We start from the raw sequence: 19,904 nt of genomic DNA, 5'->3' as shown, positions 1-19,904 counted from the left end.
ATATCATTCTAAATACCTCGCCCGGCAGCTTTTAAACTCCGATGCGAGGTATTTTTTCGTTACTTTGTAATTCCATTTTAATTAACACCAGAATAAAACATAGAATGTCACAGCCCAAAGTAGTATTAGCGTTTAGTGGAGGATTGGATACCTCTTTTTGTGTAAAATATCTGGCCGAAGATAAAGGCTATGAAGTTCACTCCGTTTTAGTGGACACAGGTGGTTTTTCAGACGAAGAGCTTAAAACAATCGAAGCAAACGCCTATTCATTAGGTGTGAAGAACCACGCTACTATTTCCAAAACAGCAGATTATTATAATGATTGTATCAAATATCTGATTTTTGGTAATGTACTTAAAAACAACACGTATCCACTTTCTGTAAGTGCTGAACGTGTTTTCCAGGCAGTTGCAGTAGCTGAATATGCGAAAGAAATTGGTGCAACAGCTATCGCCCACGGAAGTACAGGCGCAGGAAACGACCAGGTTCGTTTCGATATGGCATTCCGCATTATCATTCCGGAAGCTGAAATCATCACACCAATCCGCGATCTTAAACTTTCACGCGAGGCTGAAATTGAATATCTGACAAAAAAAGGTGTTGGTCGCGAGTGGGCCAAGGCTGCATATAGTATCAACAAAGGACTTTGGGGAACATCAGTCGGCGGCAAAGAAACTTTGACCTCCGAGAAATATCTTCCGGAAGAAGCATGGCCAACACAAGTTTCCAAAACAGAAGCAGAAACCATCACTTTGGAATTTGTTGAAGGCGAATTGAAAAGTGTTGCCGGAGAAACTTTCGAAAACCCTGTTCAGGCGATCCAGAAACTGGCAGCCATTGCCCAGCCATTTGGCATCGGCCGTGACATTCACGTAGGCGACACCATTATTGGTATCAAAGGACGTGTTGGTTTTGAAGCTGCGGCTCCGTTGATCATTATCAAAGCGCACCATACATTAGAAAAACACGTTTTGAGCGAGCAACAGCTTTACTGGAAAGAACAGCTTTCTAACTGGTATGGAAGTTTGCTGCACAAAGGCCAGTTTGTTGAGCCGGTTATGCGTAACATCGAGGCGTTCTTGTCTGATACACAATCACATGTAACAGGAAAAGTGCATGTACATCTTGCGCCATACCGTTTCTATGTGGAAGGAATTGAGTCTCCATTTGATCTGATGTCTTCTAAATTCGGAAGTTATGGAGAAATGAACAACGCCTGGACTGGCGATGACGTAAGAGGGTTCTCAAAAGTAGCATCGAACCAGGTGATGATTTATCAGAAAGTAAGCGAGAGCAATGATTAAGGGTTAAGTAAAGTTCAGATTATTAGAATTAAACTATTCTGATTATGACAGTAACAGAGCTTCAAAATCAAATTCAGCGTAAGGCGCAAGAACTACCTCCCGATTTACTTCAGGAAGTATTTGATTACATGGAATTTGTATTGGAAAAAAGAAGGAAGAGATCATCTTCCCATGATCAGACATTGGATACATGGTGGGAGAATCTGTCCAACTTTTCTGACGATTATATGTCTGAAAGGAATCAGCCTCCTCTTGATAAATCTGAACGGTTGTTCGAATGAAATACTTGTTGGACACAAATATTGTCGCATACATTATCAACAAGAAACCTGTTGAAGTTCTAAGTAAATTTCAGTCAATATCCTGGAATGAGATAGCTGTATCTTCAATTGTTGTTGCCGAACTTTGGTTTGGTGTTGCAAAAAGTCAACAAAAGCATAAAAACAGATTGGCTCTTCAAAGCTTTTTAGAGCCACTCCTTATTGTTGACTTTGATAGTGTAGCTGCTGAATATTATGCTAATATCAGAGTTAATCTGGAAGGTAGAGGAACAATAATTGGTGCTAACGATTTATTAATTGCCGCTCACGCGCTTAGTCTTGACTTAACTCTAGTTAGTAATAACGTAAAAGAATTTAATAGAGTAGAGGGGCTAAAAATTGAAAATTGGATTTCAAATGAATAAAGTTAATATAGGCATCATAGGTGCCGCAGGTTATACGGGTGGCGAATTATTGAGAATTGTCATTAATCATCCGAATGTAAACATTGCCTTTGCACATAGTAAAAGTCAGATCGGGAAACCGGTTTACGCCACGCATACCGATTTATTGGGTGATACAGAATTGACTTTCTCCGGAGAAGATATTCAAACCTTATTAAATCAGGCAGAGCTGAATGCGATTTTCTTATGTTCAGGTCACGGCGAATCGAAGAAATTTCTGGATGAATATGACGTTCCGGAAACAGTAAAAATCATCGATTTGAGTACTGATTTCCGCGATGAGTCCAACGGCTTTACTTACGGTTTGCCTGAGCTTCAAAAGGAAAAAATCAAGTCTTCATCCAAAATCGCCAATCCGGGTTGTTTTGCAACGAGTATTGAACTGGCCATTTTGCCTTTGGCTAATGCTGGTTTATTGAAGGATGATGTGCATGTAAGTGCAGTAACCGGCAGTACCGGCGCAGGCCAGTCGCTTAGTGCTACCACACATTTTTCATGGCGGAATAATAACCTGTCAATTTATAAGGCTTTCAGCCACCAGCATTTGACTGAAATCAAAATGAGCCTCAAAAAATTGCAGACCGGTTTTGATAAGGCTGTTCATTTTGTCCCCTACCGCGGCGATTTCACCCGTGGTATTATGGCCAACGTGTACACTCCGTTTTCGGGAACACTGGAAGAAGCAAAGACGATCTATAAAACTTACTACGCGGAACATCCATTCACGCATGTAAGCGATACGCCGATTGATCTTAAACAGATTGTGAACACCAATAAATGTTTCATTCATCTGGAAGTGCACGACGGACAATTACTGATCAGCAGCATCATCGATAACCTGACTAAAGGTGCGTCGGGCCAGGCGGTTCAAAATCTGAATTTAGTTTTTGGACTACCGGAAGATGCAGGATTACGATTAAAAGCACCATCATTCTGATTTTTGTTTAAACCCAGAGTTAATCGAGTTAAGCGCAGAGGACGCTGAAACTTTTTCTCTGCGGCACTTTGCGTAAAACTCATTTCCTCTGCGTTTAAAAAATATTACTATGTCACATTTATTTGATGTATATCCACTTTACGATATAGAACCTGTTAAGGCTGAGGGCAGCTATCTGTGGGATTCTAACGGTACAAAATATCTGGATCTTTATGGAGGCCACGCTGTAATTTCTGTCGGACATTGTCACCCCTATTATGTGGACATGTTGGGCAAGCAGCTTCACGCGATTAATTTTTACTCCAATTCGGTAAAAATATCGTTGCAGGAAGAATTGGCTGAAAAACTTGGAGACCTGTCGGGTTATCCTGACTACAAACTTTTCCTTGTTAACTCGGGTGCGGAAGCCAATGAAAACGCTTTGAAACTGGCATCATTTCACACGGGTCGTTCGAAAGTTGTTGCTTTTACAAAAGCATTCCACGGGCGGACAGCAGGCGCTGTTGCGGCTACCGACAATCCATCGATTGTTGCGCCGGTTAACTATAACAAACACGTTACTTTTCTTCCGTTTAATGACATAACCGCGCTTGAAGAGGGTATTACCGACGAAGTGTGCGCCGTAATTGTGGAAGGTATTCAGGGTGTTGGCGGCATCCAGGTGAGCAGCGACGAGTTTCTTCAGGCATTGCGTAAAAAATGTGATGAAACGGGTGCAGTCTTAATTCTGGATAGCGTACAGTGTGGATATGGCCGCACCGGAAAATTCTTTTCGCATCAGTTCAGTGGAATACATCCGGACCTGATGACTATGGCGAAAGGGATGGGTAATGGTTTTCCGATCGGTGGTGTTTTAATTTCTCCTAAGTTTAAGGCGAGTTATGGTTTGCTTGGCACTACTTTTGGGGGCAACCACATGGCTTGCGCAGCGGGGATTGCCGTACTGGATATCATGAAAAACGAAAATCTTTTGGATAATGCGACCGAAATCGGCGACTATCTGCTGAAAGGTATCAAAGAAATTGGCGGATATAAAGAACTTCGCGGCCGTGGTCTGATGATCGGAATTGAATACGATTTCCCTGTGAAAGACCTTCGCAACAAATTGTTGTTTGAACATAAGATGTTTACAGGCGTCGCCGGTGCTAATACGATTCGATTGTTACCTTCTCTTGCATTAGGGAAAGAGGAAGCGGATTTATTTTTGGAAGCATTAAGAACGGAAGTTACTAGCCTTACTTAGTCTTTCTTTTTAACCGCAATAGACGCGATGGATTTCGCTATGGACGCAACAAAAAATACCAGTGACGAATTTTGGTTAAACTGCAACAGGTTTTCGCAATGGATGCGATGGATGTTTTTGAGAATAGAATTGCAAAACAAATCTATTTTTGTGCTCTGAAAGTACATAAGACGTTAGGACCCGGTTTACTAGAATCCGCTTACGAAGAGTGCCTGTGTTATGAAATAAAAAAAGAGGGACTTTTGGTTGAAAAGCAAAAAGCATTACCTCTCATATATGAAGATATCCGGCTTGAAGTTGGATACAGAATAGATTTATTGGTGGAGAATTGCGTGATCGTTGAGATAAAAGCCGTTGAAGCGCTTAACGATGTGCATGCAGCCCAGTTATTAACTTATCTTAAATTAACAAATTGCAAACTTGGACTATTGATTAATTTCAATGTCGCGTTAATAAAAAACGGTGTCAAGCGATTGGCTAACGGATTATGATTTTATAGCGTCCATTGCGAAAACCATTGCGTCCATAGCGGTTAAATACAATATTAATGAAACATTTTCTTTCACTTGCAGACGTCTCAGACCTTAATCAGCTTATTACAAGTGGGATTAATGCTAAGCGTAATCCTTTTGCTGACGAAACACTTGGCAAGCATAAGACCATTGGGTTGATGTTTTTCAATTCCAGCTTACGTACCCGCATCAGTACCCAGAAGGCTGCTACAAACCTGGGACTAAATGTGATTGTCATGAACGTTGGGCAGGACAGCTGGGGCCTTGAAATGGAAGAAGGTGTGATCATGAATGGCACAAAGGCTGAGCACGTAAAAGAGGCAGCGGCGATCATGGGCCGTTATTGTAATATCATCGCCATCCGATCTTTTGCCGAGCTAGAAGACCGCGACAAGGATTATGCCGAAATGGTTTTCCAGCAGTTCAAAAAATATGCAGAAGTTCCGATTGTTAACCTGGAATCTGCCACCCGGCACCCGTTGCAATCTCTGGCCGATTGTATCACCATTGAAGAATTTAAGATAAAGGAACGTCCGAAAGTGGTATTGACCTGGCTGCCTCACTTTAAGGCTTTGCCTCAGGCCGTGGCTAATTCTTTCTGTGAATGGATGAATCCGATGAATGTGGAACTGGTGATCACCCATCCGGAAGGATATGACCTGGATCCTAAATTTGTTGGAAAAGGACAGGTAATTTACGACCAGGATAAAGCACTGGAAGGAGCCGATTTTGTTTATGGTAAAAACTGGTCGTCTTACAACCATTATGGCCAGGTACTGACACAAGATCCTTCCTGGAAAATCACAGAAGCAAAAATGGCTTTGACCGATAATGGAAAATTCATGCATTGTCTTCCATTGAGACGTAACATGAAAGTGGCTGACGAGGTACTGGACGGTCCACGTTCTCTGGTTATTGAGCAGGCTGCGAACAGAGAATGGTCTGCGCAGGCCGTTTTGAGGGAAATTCTGCTGGGATTAAACGCATAAAAACTTTTCACCATACGAACTTTGTAGACATCGGGTTGAGTTATAATAATTGTGACACGTCCTGTTGTAAATTTTAATTTTTTGTAATGAATACCGAAACGCTGACAAATCCATCTTTACTGAAAGAAAAACCTGTTGGTAAGACAGGCGTTTTAATAGTAAATCTGGGCACACCGGATAGTCCTTCCGTTCCTGACGTAAGAAAATATCTGCGTGAATTTTTAATGGACGAACGCGTTATTGACATACCTTATCTGAATCGCTGGTTACTGATTAACCTCATCATCGCGCCTTTCCGCGCTCCCAAATCGGCTAAAATTTATCAGCAACTTTGGACGCCTGCCGGCTCTCCGTTGAAGATATACGGCCAGTCAGTTGAAAAGAAATTACAAAAGGCGCTGGGTGATGATTTCGTGGTAAAACTGGCCATGCGCTATCAGAGCCCTAGCATTGAGAATGGCTTGAACGAACTAAGGAAACTTTGTCTGTCCGAGATCATCGTGGTTCCGTTTTTCCCGCAATATGCATCCGCTTCCACCGGTTCGGTTTATAAAAAAGTAATGGAAGTGGTGAAAGACTGGGAAGTTTTACCTGAAATAAAATTCATTAACCGCTTCCTGGATCACCCGAAATTCGTCGAAGGTTTTGTCAATCTTGGCAAAAAATACATGGCACAGCGAGATTATGATCACTTTGTATTCAGTTATCATGGCATTCCGGAAAGGCAAATTACAAAAGGGGATGTTGCAAATCATTGCCAGTTTGGAAGTTGCTGCGATACCTTGAACGAGAAAAATCAGCATTGTTATCGTGCGCAGTGTTACGAAACAACAAGGCTTTTTGTAAAAGGAATGGGAATTCCGGAAGGGAAATATACCGTTGCTTTCCAGTCGCGACTTGGTAAAACACCATGGATTAAACCTTACACGGACGAACTTATTCCCGAACTGGCTAAAAAAGGCGTAAAAAGTGTCCTGGCATTTTCTCCGGCTTTTGTGGCTGACTGTTTGGAAACAACGATCGAAGTGGGTGAAGAATATAAAGAGATTTTTGAGAAAGAAGGCGGTCAGCACTGGCAACTCGTGGAAAGTCTTAATGACAGTGATATATGGATTGAGGCTTTGGAGGATATGGTCAAGAAGGCATAGCTTTCCGGATCAGAGAATTTTCATTCATCGCCAAGGCTAGAAATTTCTGACATTCAAAAAAAATAGCTTATAAGCCAAAGAAGTCAAGTTTTGAAAACTTGACTTCTTTTTGTTTTTGGCCTAAAATTATTTTTTCGTCGCTGGTTACAGCATTACCGATTCTTTCCTATAAAGCTCTGCTAATGTATTCACAGCAAAATCAACTTCCTCGGCGGTGTTATATTTCCCGAAAGAAAAACGGACATTCGCCCTGTCGGGGTTAATCTGAATTTCAGTCAGGACATGGGATCCCACATCCGTTCCGCTTGCACAGGCACTTCCTCCTGAAACGGCAACACCTGCAATATCCATGTTAAAAAGCAACATGTCGTTCAGTCCTGATGGAGGCAGACTCACGCTTAACACAGTATACAAACTTTCGTCAAGCGACGCCGATTTACCATTAAACGTAACTCCTTCAATATTTTCACGAAGCTGGTGAATCATGCGTGTTTTCAGCCCTTCGATGTGACTGCGGTGAGCATCCATATCGCGATAAGCCAATTCCAATGCTTTTGCCAACCCAACGATTCCGTACACGTTTTCCGTACCGCCACGCATGTTACGCTCCTGCGCACCACCATGTACAAATGGAAAAATCTTCGTTCCGGGTTTTACATATAAAAACCCGATACCCTTAGGTCCGTGGAATTTATGTGCCGAACCAACGATAAAATTGGTTTTCAGCTGTTGCAGGTCATGTTTGTAATGTCCCATCGTTTGCACCGTGTCGCTATGAAATATCGCATCATAGTGTTCACACAAATCTCCGACGGCATTAAGATCAAGCAAATTTCCTATTTCATTGTTTCCATGCATCAAGGAAACCAACGAACGGGAATGTGTTTTCAGAAGTGTTTCCAGATGTCCCAGGTCCACTTCTCCTTTTTCGTTCAGATTAACAAAACTCAGTTCAATCTGTCCCGTTTTTGCAAGATGTTCCAGGGTATGAAGCACCGCATGGTGTTCAATCTTCGACGTGATGGCATGTTTAAGACCAAACGTTTCGATACTGGAACGGATCGCAGTGTTATCCGCTTCCGTACCTCCGGATGTAAAAAATATTTCGGCAGGAGCTGCATTTAATATGCCTGCTACACTTTTCCTCGCTCTCTCCACCGCAGAACGGACTGCACGACCATAAGAATGGATGGACGAAGGATTACCAAATGTCTCCGTCATCAGAGGCATCATGGTTTCCAAAACTTCCTGATCCAACCGCGTCGTCGCAGCGTTATCAAAATACGCTTTCATTATTATTTTTTCGGTTCTGAAATAATTTCCTTGATATCGGAAATGATTTTATTGGCCAGATTATCAGCTGTCGTCAGTGTCTCAGACTCTGAATATATCCTGATAATCGGCTCGGTATTGGATTTACGTAAATGAACCCATTCCCGGTTAAATTCTATTCTTACGCCGTCAATCGTACTCAATGGTTGTTTTGAATACTTGGTCTGAATACGGCTGAGAATATTATCAACATTAATATCCGGCGTTAGTTCAATTTTATTTTTAGAAATATAATATCCCGGGTACGACTTGCGAAGCACCGATGCCGTTTTTCCAAATTTGGCCAAATGTGTCAGAAACAAAGCAATTCCAACCAGGGCATCACGTCCATAATGACTTTCAGGATAAATAACACCACCGTTTCCTTCTCCACCGATTACCGCGTTATTGGCTTTCATCGCCGTTACCACGTTCACCTCACCCACGGCAGAAGCAAAATATTCACCACCTGCTTTAATGGTAACATCCTTCAAAGCTGCGGTAGAAGACAAGTTGGAAACTGTATTGCCAGGCGTGTTTTTCAACACATAATCAGCCACGGCCACCAGAGTATATTCCTCTCCAAATGGCGTTCCGTCTTCACAGATCAAAGCCAGACGGTCTACATCAGGATCCACCACAACACCGAGATTGAAAGAACCATCTTTCAATTCTTTGCTGATATCCCTTAAATGCTCCGGCAATGGTTCTGGGTTATGTGCAAAATTACCTGTTGGCTCGCAGTGTATTTTTTTAATATTTTTCGACTCAACACCCAGTGCTTCCAGCAACATCGGCACCACAATTCCACCGGTTGAATTCACTGCATCGACCACGATTTTAAAATTCGCAGCCCTGATCGCCTCCACATCTACCAGTGATAGTGCAAGAATATGATCAATGTGTTTTTGCAGATACGTATCGTCAGTTCTGTAACTTCCCAGTTTTTTCACATCCGGAAAAAGAAAATCTTCTTCATCTGCAATCCTCAGGATTTCTGTCCCCTCCTCTTCTGAAATAAACTCCCCATCATGGTTAAGCAATTTCAAAGCATTCCATTGGATAGGATTATGGCTCGCCGTCAGGATAATTCCTCCGGCAGCTTCTTCCGCTGTCACTGCAATTTCCACTGTTGGCGTCGTAGAAAGCCCCAAATCAATCACGTGAAGGCCCACTCCTTGCAAAGTTCCGGCTACAAGACGGCTCACCATCTCGCCCGAGAGCCTTGCATCACGGCCTATCACCACCTTTAAGTTTTGTGGATTTGTACGCCGCAACCAGGTTCCATAGGCTGCAGCAAATTTAACAACATCAATTGGAGTCAGTGCATCACCGGATTTCCCTCCTATTATCCCTCTGATTCCTGATATAGATTTGATTAACGTCACGATCTAGTATTCCTCTGTTTGTTACGATACAAAAATAACAAATTTCCCGCGGTCTATCGGATTATTTGATAAAACAATCCAAGAATTGAGTAACAGGCTACGCTGAAATCAGATCAGCGCGATGTCAACATGCGTCACAAGTGACGACTGAGCAGAACCTCTGAAAAATCCCATAACCGGTGCAAGCTGATCAAAGTCAGCGGAAGCGCCCAGGCTAATGTGATTATTTGCAATGACTTTCCCTTCGGTGGGATCAAACCCTCTCCAGCCGGCACCCGGCAAATAAACCTCGACCCAGGCATGAAGCTCGTGTGCCTGCATTAAATTCCCATATAAATAACCGCTGACAAAACGGGCGGCAATACCAAGACTTCTGCAGGCAGCTATAAACAAACGCGAATAATCCCGGCAAGAACCGGTTTTATCCCTTAACGTATCATCCGGCGGATAGGCTACTCCAAATTCGCGATTCTGGTAAGAAAAATTTTCAGCGATATATTTACTTAGTTCCACTAAAAACGGAACCGTCCCCCAGTTAACCTCTGATGCAATCCGTCTGGCAAACTGCTCGACGTAACCCGTAACATCACTTCGGTCCAGATAAGGGATCAGGTATTTATAAATCCTGTTATCGTACAAAAAAGGAAAAAACTGGGTAGTAAAAGGGAAAAGTACAAAATCAAAAACATTAACAGGATCGGAACATACGGTCATTTCAGCCTGCACTTTGAAGTTTGTAACAGCTCCGTTAAAAAAATGAACCACCTGCTGTACATTTCCTTCTGCATCCACATTTTTAACAATGTTGGAAGGAACAGGATCAATTACCAAAGAATATTGCAATACCCGCTGATGCGGGTATGACTTTGGGTATAAATAAAATGTATGAGAATCCAGTTCTACGGGAAAATCGTAACTGTAATCAAGCGTATGACGTACCTTTAGATTCATGGAATTTGACGGGTTTTAGCAAAAATTTGTGCTATGAAATATTATAAACCCATGACCACGCGTGCAGGTCAGTTCATCCACTGACTTTTGAAATGCCCCGAAGTCTGCCCCATCGACTGAGTTTGCGATTTCTCAGATTCCAAGCCAAAATACATATCAAAAATCGCGTTATCTATTTCGTTATTGTTCGTCTGGAAGCGATCCAGATATTTGTGAAGTCCCATTTTAAAAACATCCTCCACCTCTGTAAATTCCAGTTCGCTGCGCATTTTACTTAATGCCCGTTCAGCAGGATTGGTATGACCACGTTCAGGAATCGAGCCGGCGATGGCGTACAAAGACAACTCAGCCTGACGAACGCAGTAGGCGATCGAACGCGGGAACAATTTGTCAAGGATTAAAAATGCCACGATATTCATCGGGGTCAGCGCACGGTGCGTTTGACGATACATGTTATAAGCACTTACCGATTTCAAAACTGCGGTCCACATCATCAGGTCGAGCGTAGAGCCAGAGGTTCCTGTGTCCTGTAAAAGCGTAAAATATTTCACATCCAGAAATCTGGAACATTTATCAGCACGTTCGATATGTCTTCCCAAACGACCGAAATGCCAGGCCTCATTACGCGTAATCGAAGCATCAACCACACCATGGAAAAGCTGGCAATTTTTGCGGATATCCGTAAAAAAAGACTGCATATGATCCATATTTCTGAAATCGTCCGGAGAAGTACCGCGGATTGTCAGATAAAAAGTATTGATACTTTCCCACATTTCTTTCGAAATTGTCTCACGGATCGTACGGGCATTTTCCCGGGCTTCGTACAGACAGCTCACAATCGAATTAGGGTTTCGCTTGTCGAAAGTCATGAAATGGATGACGTCCTCCTTTGTTGGTTTATCGTAATATTTATAAAACAAAAAGTGGTCGGCAGTGGCAATAAGAAGCGGCTCCCATTGCTCATCCACGTCAGGAGGAAGGTCAAGTGCTAGATTAAAATTAACTCCGACGAAACGGGCATAATTTTCAACCCGTTCCATATAACGATTCATCCAATAGATTGAATTAGCAACTCGACTAAGCATAGGCGGCAATGAATTGTATTTTAATAAATTATTTCAGAATAATAGCATAGTGATAATGCCAAAATACCTAATAATATTCCGCAAAAACAAAATACTACGAAAAATAACATAAGTTCTTCAAAGAGTATTATTCTCCTCTAAATATTCTGATCGAAGCTTGAAATCTTTACAAAAGATATAATTTTGATAAATTAGAACATTATTAACGATAACTACATACACCCGTGTCAAAAAGAGATCAATTCATAGCTGCAATCCAGAAATCGTATCAAACTGACAAACCAACCATACATCTCGGATCGGCAATTCTCGACGGAGAAATTTTAACAGAGGCAAAAGTAAATTTACCTCTTCGCATGATGAACCGCCATGGATTGGTAGCCGGAGCAACGGGCTCGGGTAAAACGCGTACACTTCAGGTATTGGCCGAACAACTTTCGGCGGCAGGTGTTGCTGTTTTCATGTCCGATATCAAAGGTGACTTATCCGGTATTGCCAAACCGGGAACGTCCAATGGCGCCATTGAAGAGCGTTCGGCAATATTGGGAACCCCTTTTGAAGCGAGAGGATTTCCAGTTGAATTGTACTCTTTAAGTGGAGAAAAAGGTGCGCAAATGCGTGCAACAATCCTGGAATTTGGCCCTATTTTATTATCGAAAATATTTGAACTTAACGATACACAATCGGGTGTTTTAGCGATTCTTTTCAAATACGCAGATGATAAAAAGCTGCCGATGGTCGATTTGAACGACTTGAAAAAAGTTTTAAGTTACCTTTCTGAGGGACCGGGCGCGGCGGAAATAAAATCTGATTATGGCTCGATTTCTTCATCGACTGCCGGCACAATCCTCAGAAAGATCGTCGCTCTGGAACAACAGGGTGTCGGTACCATTTTCGGAGAAAAATCTTTCGACATTTCTGATCTGATCAACAAAGTCGATGGCCAGGGGGTGATCAGTCTTTTGAATATTTCAGATGTGCAGGATAAACCGGCATTATTTTCGACGTTCATGTTAAGCCTATTGGCTGAAATATACCAGACATTACCGGAGGCAGGTGATCTTGACAAACCAAAACTGGTTTTCTTCCTTGACGAAGCGCATTTATTATTTAAAGATGCGCCAAAAGCATTTTTGGATCAAATTGAACAGGTTGTTCGTTTGATTAGATCGAAAGGTGTCGGAATTTTCTTCTGTACACAAATGGCGCAGGATATTCCTGTATCCGTACTTGCGCAGTTGGGAAACCGGGTTCAGCACGTTCTTCGCGCATTTACCCCACAGGACGCCGATGCTTTAAAACAGACTGTTAAAACATATCCCCGGTCGGATTATTATTCGATCGACCAGATATTGACGACACTTGGTATAGGCCAGGCTTTGATCACCGTTTTGAATGAAAAAGGAATTCCGACAGAAGTTGCTGCGACACATTTGCTGCCTCCAACCTCGATTATGGGACCGATGACGCAATCGGATTACGAAAATCAGGTTCGCCAGTCCGACGTATATCTGAAATATAAAGACCCGATCGATCCGGAAAGTGCATATGAAATTCTGACGAAACGACTGGAAGAGCAAACCCGTCAGGAAGCAGAAATTAAAGAAGAAGCCGCTGCTGCAAAAGGCAATGGCAAACAGGAAAAAGGAATGTTTGAAGAAGCACTTGCATCGCCTCTCGCAAAACAGATCGGAAGAGAAGTAGTGCGCGGCGTATTCGGCATGCTGTTCGGCAAATCAACATCCAGAACAAAAAAAGGAGGCTTATTCGGCTTCTAATGCGAAACTATTAGTTCTTTCTTTTCTACCACCTGAGACATATGAGGTTTCACCTTAGGTGTTTCTCATATGTCTTAGGTGGTAAAATATTAAAAATGGTTACCAGCCTATGACGCATCTTTGCTGAGAAAGCTGGTCCAGGTTTTCACCGACTTCGATTCTTCCTTTTTCGCTATCGAAGGCGTTACGATATTGCTCTCTCAATTCGCGACGTTTCATTGCTTCCAGAAATCTTCGTCCGTCTTCTTCACTTTCCAGCAACAGCGGCGGGACCAACGCAGGACGATCGTCCTCGCCCTTAGCCACCATGGTCACATACGACGTATTGGTATGACGCTGTACGCCGTTTCTGACATTTTCTGCGATCACACGAATTCCGATCACGAGGGATGTTTTGCCAACATAATTTACAGAAGCCATCAGCGACACCAGATCTCCAACTTCTACCGGCTTCAAAAAATCTACTCCGTCCACAGAAACCGTCACGCAATAAGTAGCCGCATGACGCGACGCACAGGCATAAGCCACCTTATCAATCAACGAAAGCAGGATGCCTCCGTGGATTTTCCCACCAAAATTGGCATAGGAAGGAATCATAAGCTCGGTTAGCGTCGTTTGCGAAAAACTTACGGGTTTCGGGTCAAGGGAAGGCGATTCTTGCACTTGTTTTCAAATTTTAAATAAACATTATTTTAAAATAACCGTTTTGCCGGATTTTGCAGATGCTTTCGCAGCCTCTAAAATCTCAACAACAGTTACATTCACAGGCAATTCATACAAATCATTCTTATCCATTTTTAATCTTCCCTGCACTACGTCAGCCAAAACTGAAAACGGATCAGTAAACGGAGCCGGGCGCGGATCGATTTTCTTTTTTTCTTCCGGCGCTTTATCCTGCAAACGCTCTCTGATGGTTGTAGGGTCAACCGCAACGGCATATCCTTTCGTTCCATAAACCTCCATGTCTTTTCTCGCGAAAGACCAGTTCCACGATCCCTGGATTATACATTGCGCCTTGGGATACTGCAAAACGATCGAGGCTTCATCGTCAACTTTTTGATAAATATCAGGCTTGTTCTGATGCGTTACCGCTGTAACAGAAACCGGACGTTCTCCTTTCATTAGCCATGTCATCAGGTTGGCACCATAACAGCCAAAATCAACCAAAGCCCCGGCACCATTTTTTGCAGGATCAGTCAGAATCTCAAAAAACTCTTTGCTTACACCGATTTCCTTTGGTCCCTGATGCCCGTCATTGACCATCACTTTTCTGATCTCACCCAACTTTCCTTCCTGTACCAAATCATTGACATACTGATTACTTGCATACCACGAAGTTTCAAAATTGGTCAAAACCCTGATATTATTCTTTTGTGCCAGGCTCTGAATTTCTTTTGCGTCGGCAAAAGTAGTAGCCAAAGGTTTTTCCACCATCACGTGTATTTTTCTCGGCGCACAAGCCCGAACAATCGTAATATGCTCGCTGATCGCACCAAAAGCCGAAACCGCATCTGGTTTTGTCTGATCAAGCATTTTATTCAAATCCGTAAAAAACAGGTTTTTATCCAATTTGTAACGTTTCATAATACGGTCGGCGAGATCCTGATTCGGTTCATAAATCCCTACAATTTCAGTATCCTTTTTGTCCTGGCGGTTAAAAGCCCAACCGACATGTCCATGACTTAAACCGGCAATAGCAAGCCGTACTGGGGTTTGTGCCATTCCTGAGGTTACAAGGAAAGCACACAGCATAATCGTTACGAGGTATTTCATTTGTTAGGTTTTAGAGTTTAGCGGTTAGTAATCAGCAGGAATACACGGCAAAGTTTATGAACTAACCTGATTTCAAGAACCCCTACATTCAGGCCGCAACCTAAAACCGATCCTTAAAACCTGTCAATCAAATCTTTAATCACTTCCTGAAAATAAGCTCCGTTATAAGGCCCAAACCAGCTCATGGTCGTAGTCTCATACAGGTCTCTATCAAAGAACTTATCATTGGTAATATACCCGACATACCCACCGTTAAAACTTGTTACCATTAAATGAAGGCCTTTTTTGGCAGCATAAGCTGTTAGTTCCGGCATCAGTTCCCCTGAAAAATCGCATGGAACGCCTACCATCAAAACATTGCCCACCCGAAGTGCTTTGACATAAGAAGGCACGTCGCCAAACGCCCAGCGGAATACCCAGCTGCGTAAAGCAAACTTGGGTGTCAATTTTGGCGTCGGTTCTCTTAGCGGCAAAGGCACCGTAACCGAACGCAGTATATCCGGCTGTTTTTCAAATTTTCCGATTATCGACTGGATCGCCTTTTCTACACCACCAGCCTGATTTTTAACTTCATCAAAATCATCATTACCCTTTTCAATCGGCCCCATACTTCCGACGGCACCTGCCATATATACGGCAAAATTAGCCTCCCCGTCTTCCAGATCGTCTACCAGCGCACCTGCGTAATCGCGGGATAATTCCATCGTTTTGGCATTAAGCACTGTCGAATGCGCGGCGTATGAAGCGATTAAAGCTTTTTTCCCGTCCGCCTTTACAAATTCGATGTTCCTGACCCATGGATCAAGAATTCCTTCGTCACCAACCAGACGATTCCGGATATCCAGTGTGTCCTTTACTTCGCCAAAACCAATGGTTGCGGGCTGTAAATTTTTCTTCGCATCAGCGATTGACTTAATAATTGCCTGAGCAATATTTTCAACCGTGGCGGCATCGTAAGCACCGGCAAAAAGTTTTCCGGTAATGGTGTTATACCACCCCCCCAAACTATTGTGACTATGAATAGCGCCGAAATAAACCTGATCAAAAGTAAAACCGATCGTTGGCAGCAGCGCTTTTACGCGTTCGGTAACATTGGGCGGAACAATCAGCATGTCGGCCGTGATGATCGCCGCTTTTGTCACACCATTATCCAGAACAACCGTACGTACATAAATCGAGTCGTGAACAGCTTCATAGTGCGCACCTTTTCTTTTTCCATAACCCGCCATCGGCCCGGGTTTTTCCGGCGTAATATTAACTTTCGCCCAGCCCGCAGACAAGGTCTTCCCTGTCGTGTCAGCAGCAGGCTGACTGCCAATTTTTGCAACATTTTCCTTCCATTGTTTGTAATAAGCCATTTCCTTGTAGGGTGTCCGGTCAATGGTCGTAACCATCGTGGCCACCATGATCAGTAAAATAAGCAATATCGAACCGATGAAATAAAGAAGGATTTTAAGGAATTTCATGTGGAGAAACTGGATGGTTTTGTGGCGGTAAAGATATGGAAGGATTTGGAGAATTGGGGTGGGTTGAATATTATCAATTATTACTTTTTAGCTTCAATGATAATAGAAATTGCGGCAACATAACAAACCCGGCTGATTCTGAGTATAAGTCAGGATCAGCCGGGTTCAGCTGCAAAATAGTAGGATTAAAGATTGATACTTACACAATCGGGATCCTATCAACCCCCCTCCACCCGCGGCGGTAATAACTTGTACAGTACCGGCGTCACAATTCTTGACAAAATGGTAGAGCTGATCAAACCGCCAATTAAAACCCAGGCCAGCGGCGAATAAAGCGGATTTCCTTCGATCGCTAGCGGAATCAAACCACCGATGGCCGTTAAAGATGTAAGCACGATCGGGACGAAACGGATTTCTCCTGCCTGCTGAATGGCGTCCAGTAAGGGCACACCTTCTGCCCGGAGCTGATTTGTGAAGTCAACCAGCAGAATGGAATTTTTCACTTCGATACCAATCAGGGCAATAAGGCCGACAATGGCGACGAATGACATCGGATATCCGACCAGGAACAGCGCGCATAATGCGCCGATAATTCCCAGGGGTATCACGGATAAAACGATCAGAGAACTCTTGAACGTCCCGAATTCCAGCACCAACACACCCAGAAAACCAAAAGCTGTTATCAGAATAATCGTCGTCAACCCTCCAAATGACTTTTCTCTTGCTTCGAGTTCGCCTGCGGCTTTGTAATAAAATCCGTCCGGAAATTTGTATTGATCCAGTTTTGCAATAACCTGATTGTAAACATCATCAACCAAAAAACCTTTTTTAACATAAGCCGTCACCGTCACATAGCGGTCCTGATCATAATGCCGGATCTGGTTTACAGCACTTTCAAATTGAAGGTCAGCGATCTGTCGCAGCGGCACCGAAGTTCCTGTTAATGTGTTTACATACAAATTATTCAAAACACTTTGATCTGCCACTTTCCCCTTTGGCATAGTCAGATTGATGATGTAGTCATCGCCTTCTTCATCTTTAAAAATCCCGATATTGAGTCCGGCGACGGCGAGTCGGATGGTGCGGTTAATTTCAGCAATAGAAATACCCGACATACTGGCTTTCTCTTTATTGATCTTCACACGAAGGTCCATTTTCCGGTTGGCCAGCGGGTTGTTTACATAAATGGTACCGGTGGTGCTTTTCAGCGTTTTTTCTACATCTCCTGCCAGCACACGCAGTCGATCAAGATCCTCGCCAAAAATTCTGATCGCGATGGGCGCCTCCGTATTAGGGCCCTGCTCAAAGTCTTTCACCTCCACTTTCGCGTTGGCTATACCTGCAAACCGGTCACGAAAATCCTCAATAATGGTTTCCTTTTCATCCGGTGCCATATCTTTCAGCTGTATAAAAAACTCGGCATAATTCGTTGCCTCAGAACGCTGGATCACATTGTAATAAATTCTCGGATTCCCTTTTCCAACATTCGTTGTGCTATAAAGCACTTCCGGAGTCTTTTTAATCTCTCCCTCCACATAACGTGCCACCCGATCCGTTTCAGAAAGCGCTGTCCCATCAGGCGTTTCAACGGTGATCAGAAACATCGGCTTTTCTGATTTGGGAAAAAGTGAGAATCCGATAACCTTGGTTAATCCCAGCGAGGCCACAAAGATCAGTAAAGCAACGATCAAAGTCGGAATGGGATGACGGAGCGACCAGTGTAACAGCTTACTATATGAACCGCTGATCACTTTTTTCAGCGAACGCATAAAAATATTTCCTTCCGGGTTATGCGATTCTTTGAGTAACCGGCTGCTCAAAAACGGAACAATCGTCAGTGAAACGACCATGGAAGCCAGGATCGTCATCGTCACAGCCATAGGCAAACTGCGGATAAAATCGCCTGATGCCTCAGGAAGAAAATTGAGTGGTAAAAATGCCAGTACCAGTGTCACGGTGCAGCCAATAACCGCCAGTGTGATCTGTTTGCTTGCTTTGACCGCCGCTTCGCGTTTCGGATGACCGTCGCGCATCCAGCGTTCGATATTTTCAACCACCACAATGGAGTCGTCGACCAGAATACCGAGTGCTACAATCAACCCCACGATACTTAACTGATTAATACTGAAACCCAGAAAATCAATTGCTGCCAGACCGATGGCAAGCGATAACGGAATGGAGATCATGACCACCAGGGCCGCACGAAAGCCAAGGGGCAGCAAGGTCAGTGCAACAAGGAAAATAGCAATTGCAAAATCCTTTCCAAAACGACTTAACCGCTTGCTCACACTTTCGGATTGATCGAAATTTTTGATAAGCTGAATCTGATGCGGCAATGTTTTACTGAATTTCTCAACAACGGGATTGACAATCGCCCCTACTTTTTCAATGTTCTGACCTTCCTTTTGAGCCGCGGTAACCAGCACGGCCCGATGCCCATTCAGTCTGGTAATGTGCGATTCTTCCGCATAATCGAAATTGACCGTGGCAATATCTTTCAGATAAATGATTTTCTGCGACTTACTGCCAAAGCCTGTACTGGCTACGATCGTATTCCCAATTTCTTCAATCGACTGGTAATCTCCGGAAGTTTTAATATTGAATTTACGCGTTCCGGCCTGAATACTCCCACCCGGAATATTATAATTTTCACTTTGCAGTGCATTGACCACCTGTGTTACAGGCACCTTTTCAAGCGCCATTTTTTCAAGATTCAGCGAAATCCGTACAGTCCCGGCCGGATAACCCCAATCCTGAACAGTCTTCAAGCTTTTAATTTTTGCCAGTTCATCCTTCAATCGATCCGCCTGATCGCCCATTTCTTTGTTGGAGGCTGTTTCCGAAACCAGGGCAATCTGAACGATATTAACATCCGTTGGCGAGAAACGACGGATTTCCGTACTGAAAATGTCTGTTGGCAATTCCTTTTGCAACGCACCGACCTCACGGATCAGTTCCTGATATTTTTCATCCGGGTCCTCACTGTAATCATATTCAATGACGACAACCGCCAAGCCATCATCCACACTCGTTTTAAGCGTATTGACATTTTCCAAAGCACTTAGCCGCTTCTCCACCTTATCCACAACCAGTTCCTCCATATCAAGGGCGTCAGTACCAGGATATACATACACAACGGCAAAAGATGGGGCAAAAAACTCCGGATCTTCGCCTCTTGGCATGTTCAGCAAAGAGTTTAATCCCAGCGCCACGACGCCAACAAACATGACCAGCATGAACTGCCAGTTCTTAACGGAAAACTCGGAGATATTCATTTTAAATTAAGAATTAATAA

The 19,904-nt window shown here is 43.3% G+C and carries 17 protein-coding genes; 9 read left to right on the top strand and 8 right to left on the bottom strand.

The window, feature by feature from the left end; genetic code table 11:
• Positions 1–104: 104 nt before the first annotated feature.
• From argG to hemH, 8 genes are all read left to right on the top strand, one after another.
• Positions 105–1,304, top strand: coding sequence for an argininosuccinate synthase (gene argG / locus M1L62_RS24970; protein WP_254562375.1), 1,200 nt, complete (start codon positions 105–107; stop codon positions 1,302–1,304).
• 44 nt (positions 1,305–1,348) lie between these two features.
• Entirely contained in the window at positions 1,349–1,585 is a 237-nt protein-coding gene (locus tag M1L62_RS24965) for a DUF2281 domain-containing protein (protein WP_254562374.1), read from the top strand.
• Positions 1,582–1,989 carry a type II toxin-antitoxin system tRNA(fMet)-specific endonuclease VapC gene (gene vapC / locus M1L62_RS24960; RefSeq protein ID WP_254562373.1) on the top strand — a complete coding sequence of 136 codons (408 nt, stop codon included), beginning with the start codon at positions 1,582–1,584 and terminating at the stop codon, positions 1,987–1,989. The genes M1L62_RS24965 and vapC overlap by 4 nt, the downstream gene beginning before the upstream one ends.
• Positions 1,982–2,965 carry an N-acetyl-gamma-glutamyl-phosphate reductase gene (gene argC, locus M1L62_RS24955; RefSeq protein ID WP_254562372.1) on the top strand — a complete coding sequence of 328 codons (984 nt, stop codon included), beginning with the start codon at positions 1,982–1,984 and terminating at the stop codon, positions 2,963–2,965. Before vapC ends, argC begins: the two co-directional genes overlap by 8 nt.
• A 109-nt stretch (positions 2,966–3,074) precedes the next feature.
• Complete coding sequence (locus M1L62_RS24950; RefSeq protein WP_254562371.1) at positions 3,075–4,208, top strand: aspartate aminotransferase family protein; 1,134 nt, start codon at positions 3,075–3,077, stop codon at positions 4,206–4,208.
• A 98-nt stretch (positions 4,209–4,306) separates the two neighbouring features.
• Entirely contained in the window at positions 4,307–4,699 is a 393-nt protein-coding gene (locus M1L62_RS24945; RefSeq protein ID WP_254562370.1) for a GxxExxY protein, read from the top strand.
• Between the two features lie 56 nt (positions 4,700–4,755).
• Positions 4,756–5,709, top strand: coding sequence for an N-acetylornithine carbamoyltransferase (locus M1L62_RS24940; protein WP_254562369.1), 954 nt, complete (start codon positions 4,756–4,758; stop codon positions 5,707–5,709).
• Positions 5,710–5,795: 86 nt separating this feature from the next.
• A complete protein-coding gene (gene hemH / locus M1L62_RS24935; protein WP_254562368.1) occupies positions 5,796–6,857 on the top strand; it encodes a ferrochelatase in 1,062 nt (353 codons plus the stop codon).
• A gap of 144 nt (positions 6,858–7,001) precedes the next feature.
• On the opposite strand, the gene M1L62_RS24930 is transcribed toward hemH, so the two are convergent.
• The 4 genes from M1L62_RS24930 to M1L62_RS24915 all read right to left on the bottom strand — a co-directional run bounded on the left by M1L62_RS24930 (position 7,002) and on the right by M1L62_RS24915 (position 11,592).
• On the bottom strand, positions 7,002–8,150 hold the full coding sequence (locus M1L62_RS24930; protein ID WP_254562367.1) for a cysteine desulfurase family protein: 1,149 nt from the start codon (positions 8,148–8,150) through the stop codon (positions 7,002–7,004).
• A 2-nt stretch (positions 8,151–8,152) separates the two neighbouring features.
• Positions 8,153–9,556, bottom strand: coding sequence for a phosphoglucosamine mutase (gene glmM, locus M1L62_RS24925; protein ID WP_254562366.1), 1,404 nt, complete (start codon positions 9,554–9,556; stop codon positions 8,153–8,155).
• 108 nt (positions 9,557–9,664) lie between these two features.
• Positions 9,665–10,507 (bottom strand): transglutaminase family protein, encoded by an 843-nt coding sequence (locus tag M1L62_RS24920; protein WP_254562365.1) that lies wholly within the window; start codon positions 10,505–10,507, stop codon positions 9,665–9,667.
• Positions 10,508–10,575: 68 nt separating this feature from the next.
• Positions 10,576–11,592, bottom strand: a complete 1,017-nt coding sequence (locus M1L62_RS24915; protein WP_254562364.1) for an alpha-E domain-containing protein — start codon at positions 11,590–11,592, stop codon at positions 10,576–10,578.
• Between the two features lie 224 nt (positions 11,593–11,816).
• On the opposite strand from M1L62_RS24915, the gene M1L62_RS24910 reads away from it, so the two are divergent.
• Complete coding sequence (locus M1L62_RS24910) at positions 11,817–13,370, top strand: helicase HerA-like domain-containing protein (RefSeq protein ID WP_254562363.1); 1,554 nt, start codon at positions 11,817–11,819, stop codon at positions 13,368–13,370.
• A gap of 99 nt (positions 13,371–13,469) precedes the next feature.
• Here the strand turns inward: M1L62_RS24910 and M1L62_RS24905 are convergent, their stop codons facing one another.
• The 4 genes from M1L62_RS24905 to M1L62_RS24890 form a co-directional block, all read right to left on the bottom strand.
• Positions 13,470–13,967, bottom strand: a complete 498-nt coding sequence (locus M1L62_RS24905) for an acyl-CoA thioesterase (RefSeq protein WP_254562490.1) — start codon at positions 13,965–13,967, stop codon at positions 13,470–13,472.
• Positions 13,968–14,057: 90 nt separating this feature from the next.
• Positions 14,058–15,143 (bottom strand): Gfo/Idh/MocA family protein, encoded by a 1,086-nt coding sequence (locus tag M1L62_RS24900; protein WP_254562362.1) that lies wholly within the window; start codon positions 15,141–15,143, stop codon positions 14,058–14,060.
• Between the two features lie 113 nt (positions 15,144–15,256).
• A complete protein-coding gene (locus M1L62_RS24895) occupies positions 15,257–16,609 on the bottom strand; it encodes a neutral/alkaline non-lysosomal ceramidase N-terminal domain-containing protein (protein WP_254562361.1) in 1,353 nt (450 codons plus the stop codon).
• A gap of 218 nt (positions 16,610–16,827) precedes the next feature.
• A complete protein-coding gene (locus M1L62_RS24890; protein WP_254562360.1) occupies positions 16,828–19,884 on the bottom strand; it encodes an efflux RND transporter permease subunit in 3,057 nt (1,018 codons plus the stop codon).
• Between the last annotated feature and the right edge of the window lie 20 nt (positions 19,885–19,904).

Origin of the sequence: Dyadobacter diqingensis (assembly GCF_024220585.1) — a bacterium.
Lineage (GTDB): Bacteria > Bacteroidota > Bacteroidia > Cytophagales > Spirosomataceae > Dyadobacter > Dyadobacter diqingensis.
This window is presented reverse-complemented; position numbering and strand designations above follow the sequence as displayed.

Bases quoted from the DNA above. Each gene is read 5' to 3' on its own strand.
- M1L62_RS24905 (WP_254562490.1), bottom strand. From the start codon at position 13,967: ATGATTCCTTCCTATGCCAATTTTGGTGGGAAAATCCACGGAGGCATC.
- M1L62_RS24900 (WP_254562362.1), bottom strand. From the start codon at position 15,143: ATGAAATACCTCGTAACGATTATGCTGTGTGCTTTCCTTGTAACCTCA.
- M1L62_RS24940 (WP_254562369.1), top strand. From the start codon at position 4,756: ATGAAACATTTTCTTTCACTTGCAGACGTCTCAGACCTTAATCAGCTT.
- hemH (WP_254562368.1), top strand. From the start codon at position 5,796: ATGAATACCGAAACGCTGACAAATCCATCTTTACTGAAAGAAAAACCT.
- argG (WP_254562375.1), top strand. From the start codon at position 105: ATGTCACAGCCCAAAGTAGTATTAGCGTTTAGTGGAGGATTGGATACC.
- vapC (WP_254562373.1), top strand. From the start codon at position 1,582: ATGAAATACTTGTTGGACACAAATATTGTCGCATACATTATCAACAAG.
- M1L62_RS24890 (WP_254562360.1), bottom strand. From the start codon at position 19,884: ATGAATATCTCCGAGTTTTCCGTTAAGAACTGGCAGTTCATGCTGGTC.
- M1L62_RS24915 (WP_254562364.1), bottom strand. From the start codon at position 11,592: ATGCTTAGTCGAGTTGCTAATTCAATCTATTGGATGAATCGTTATATG.
- M1L62_RS24950 (WP_254562371.1), top strand. From the start codon at position 3,075: ATGTCACATTTATTTGATGTATATCCACTTTACGATATAGAACCTGTT.
- M1L62_RS24895 (WP_254562361.1), bottom strand. From the start codon at position 16,609: ATGAAATTCCTTAAAATCCTTCTTTATTTCATCGGTTCGATATTGCTT.
- M1L62_RS24930 (WP_254562367.1), bottom strand. From the start codon at position 8,150: ATGAAAGCGTATTTTGATAACGCTGCGACGACGCGGTTGGATCAGGAA.
- M1L62_RS24945 (WP_254562370.1), top strand. From the start codon at position 4,307: ATGGATGCGATGGATGTTTTTGAGAATAGAATTGCAAAACAAATCTAT.
- argC (WP_254562372.1), top strand. From the start codon at position 1,982: ATGAATAAAGTTAATATAGGCATCATAGGTGCCGCAGGTTATACGGGT.
- M1L62_RS24920 (WP_254562365.1), bottom strand. From the start codon at position 10,507: ATGAATCTAAAGGTACGTCATACGCTTGATTACAGTTACGATTTTCCC.
- M1L62_RS24965 (WP_254562374.1), top strand. From the start codon at position 1,349: ATGACAGTAACAGAGCTTCAAAATCAAATTCAGCGTAAGGCGCAAGAA.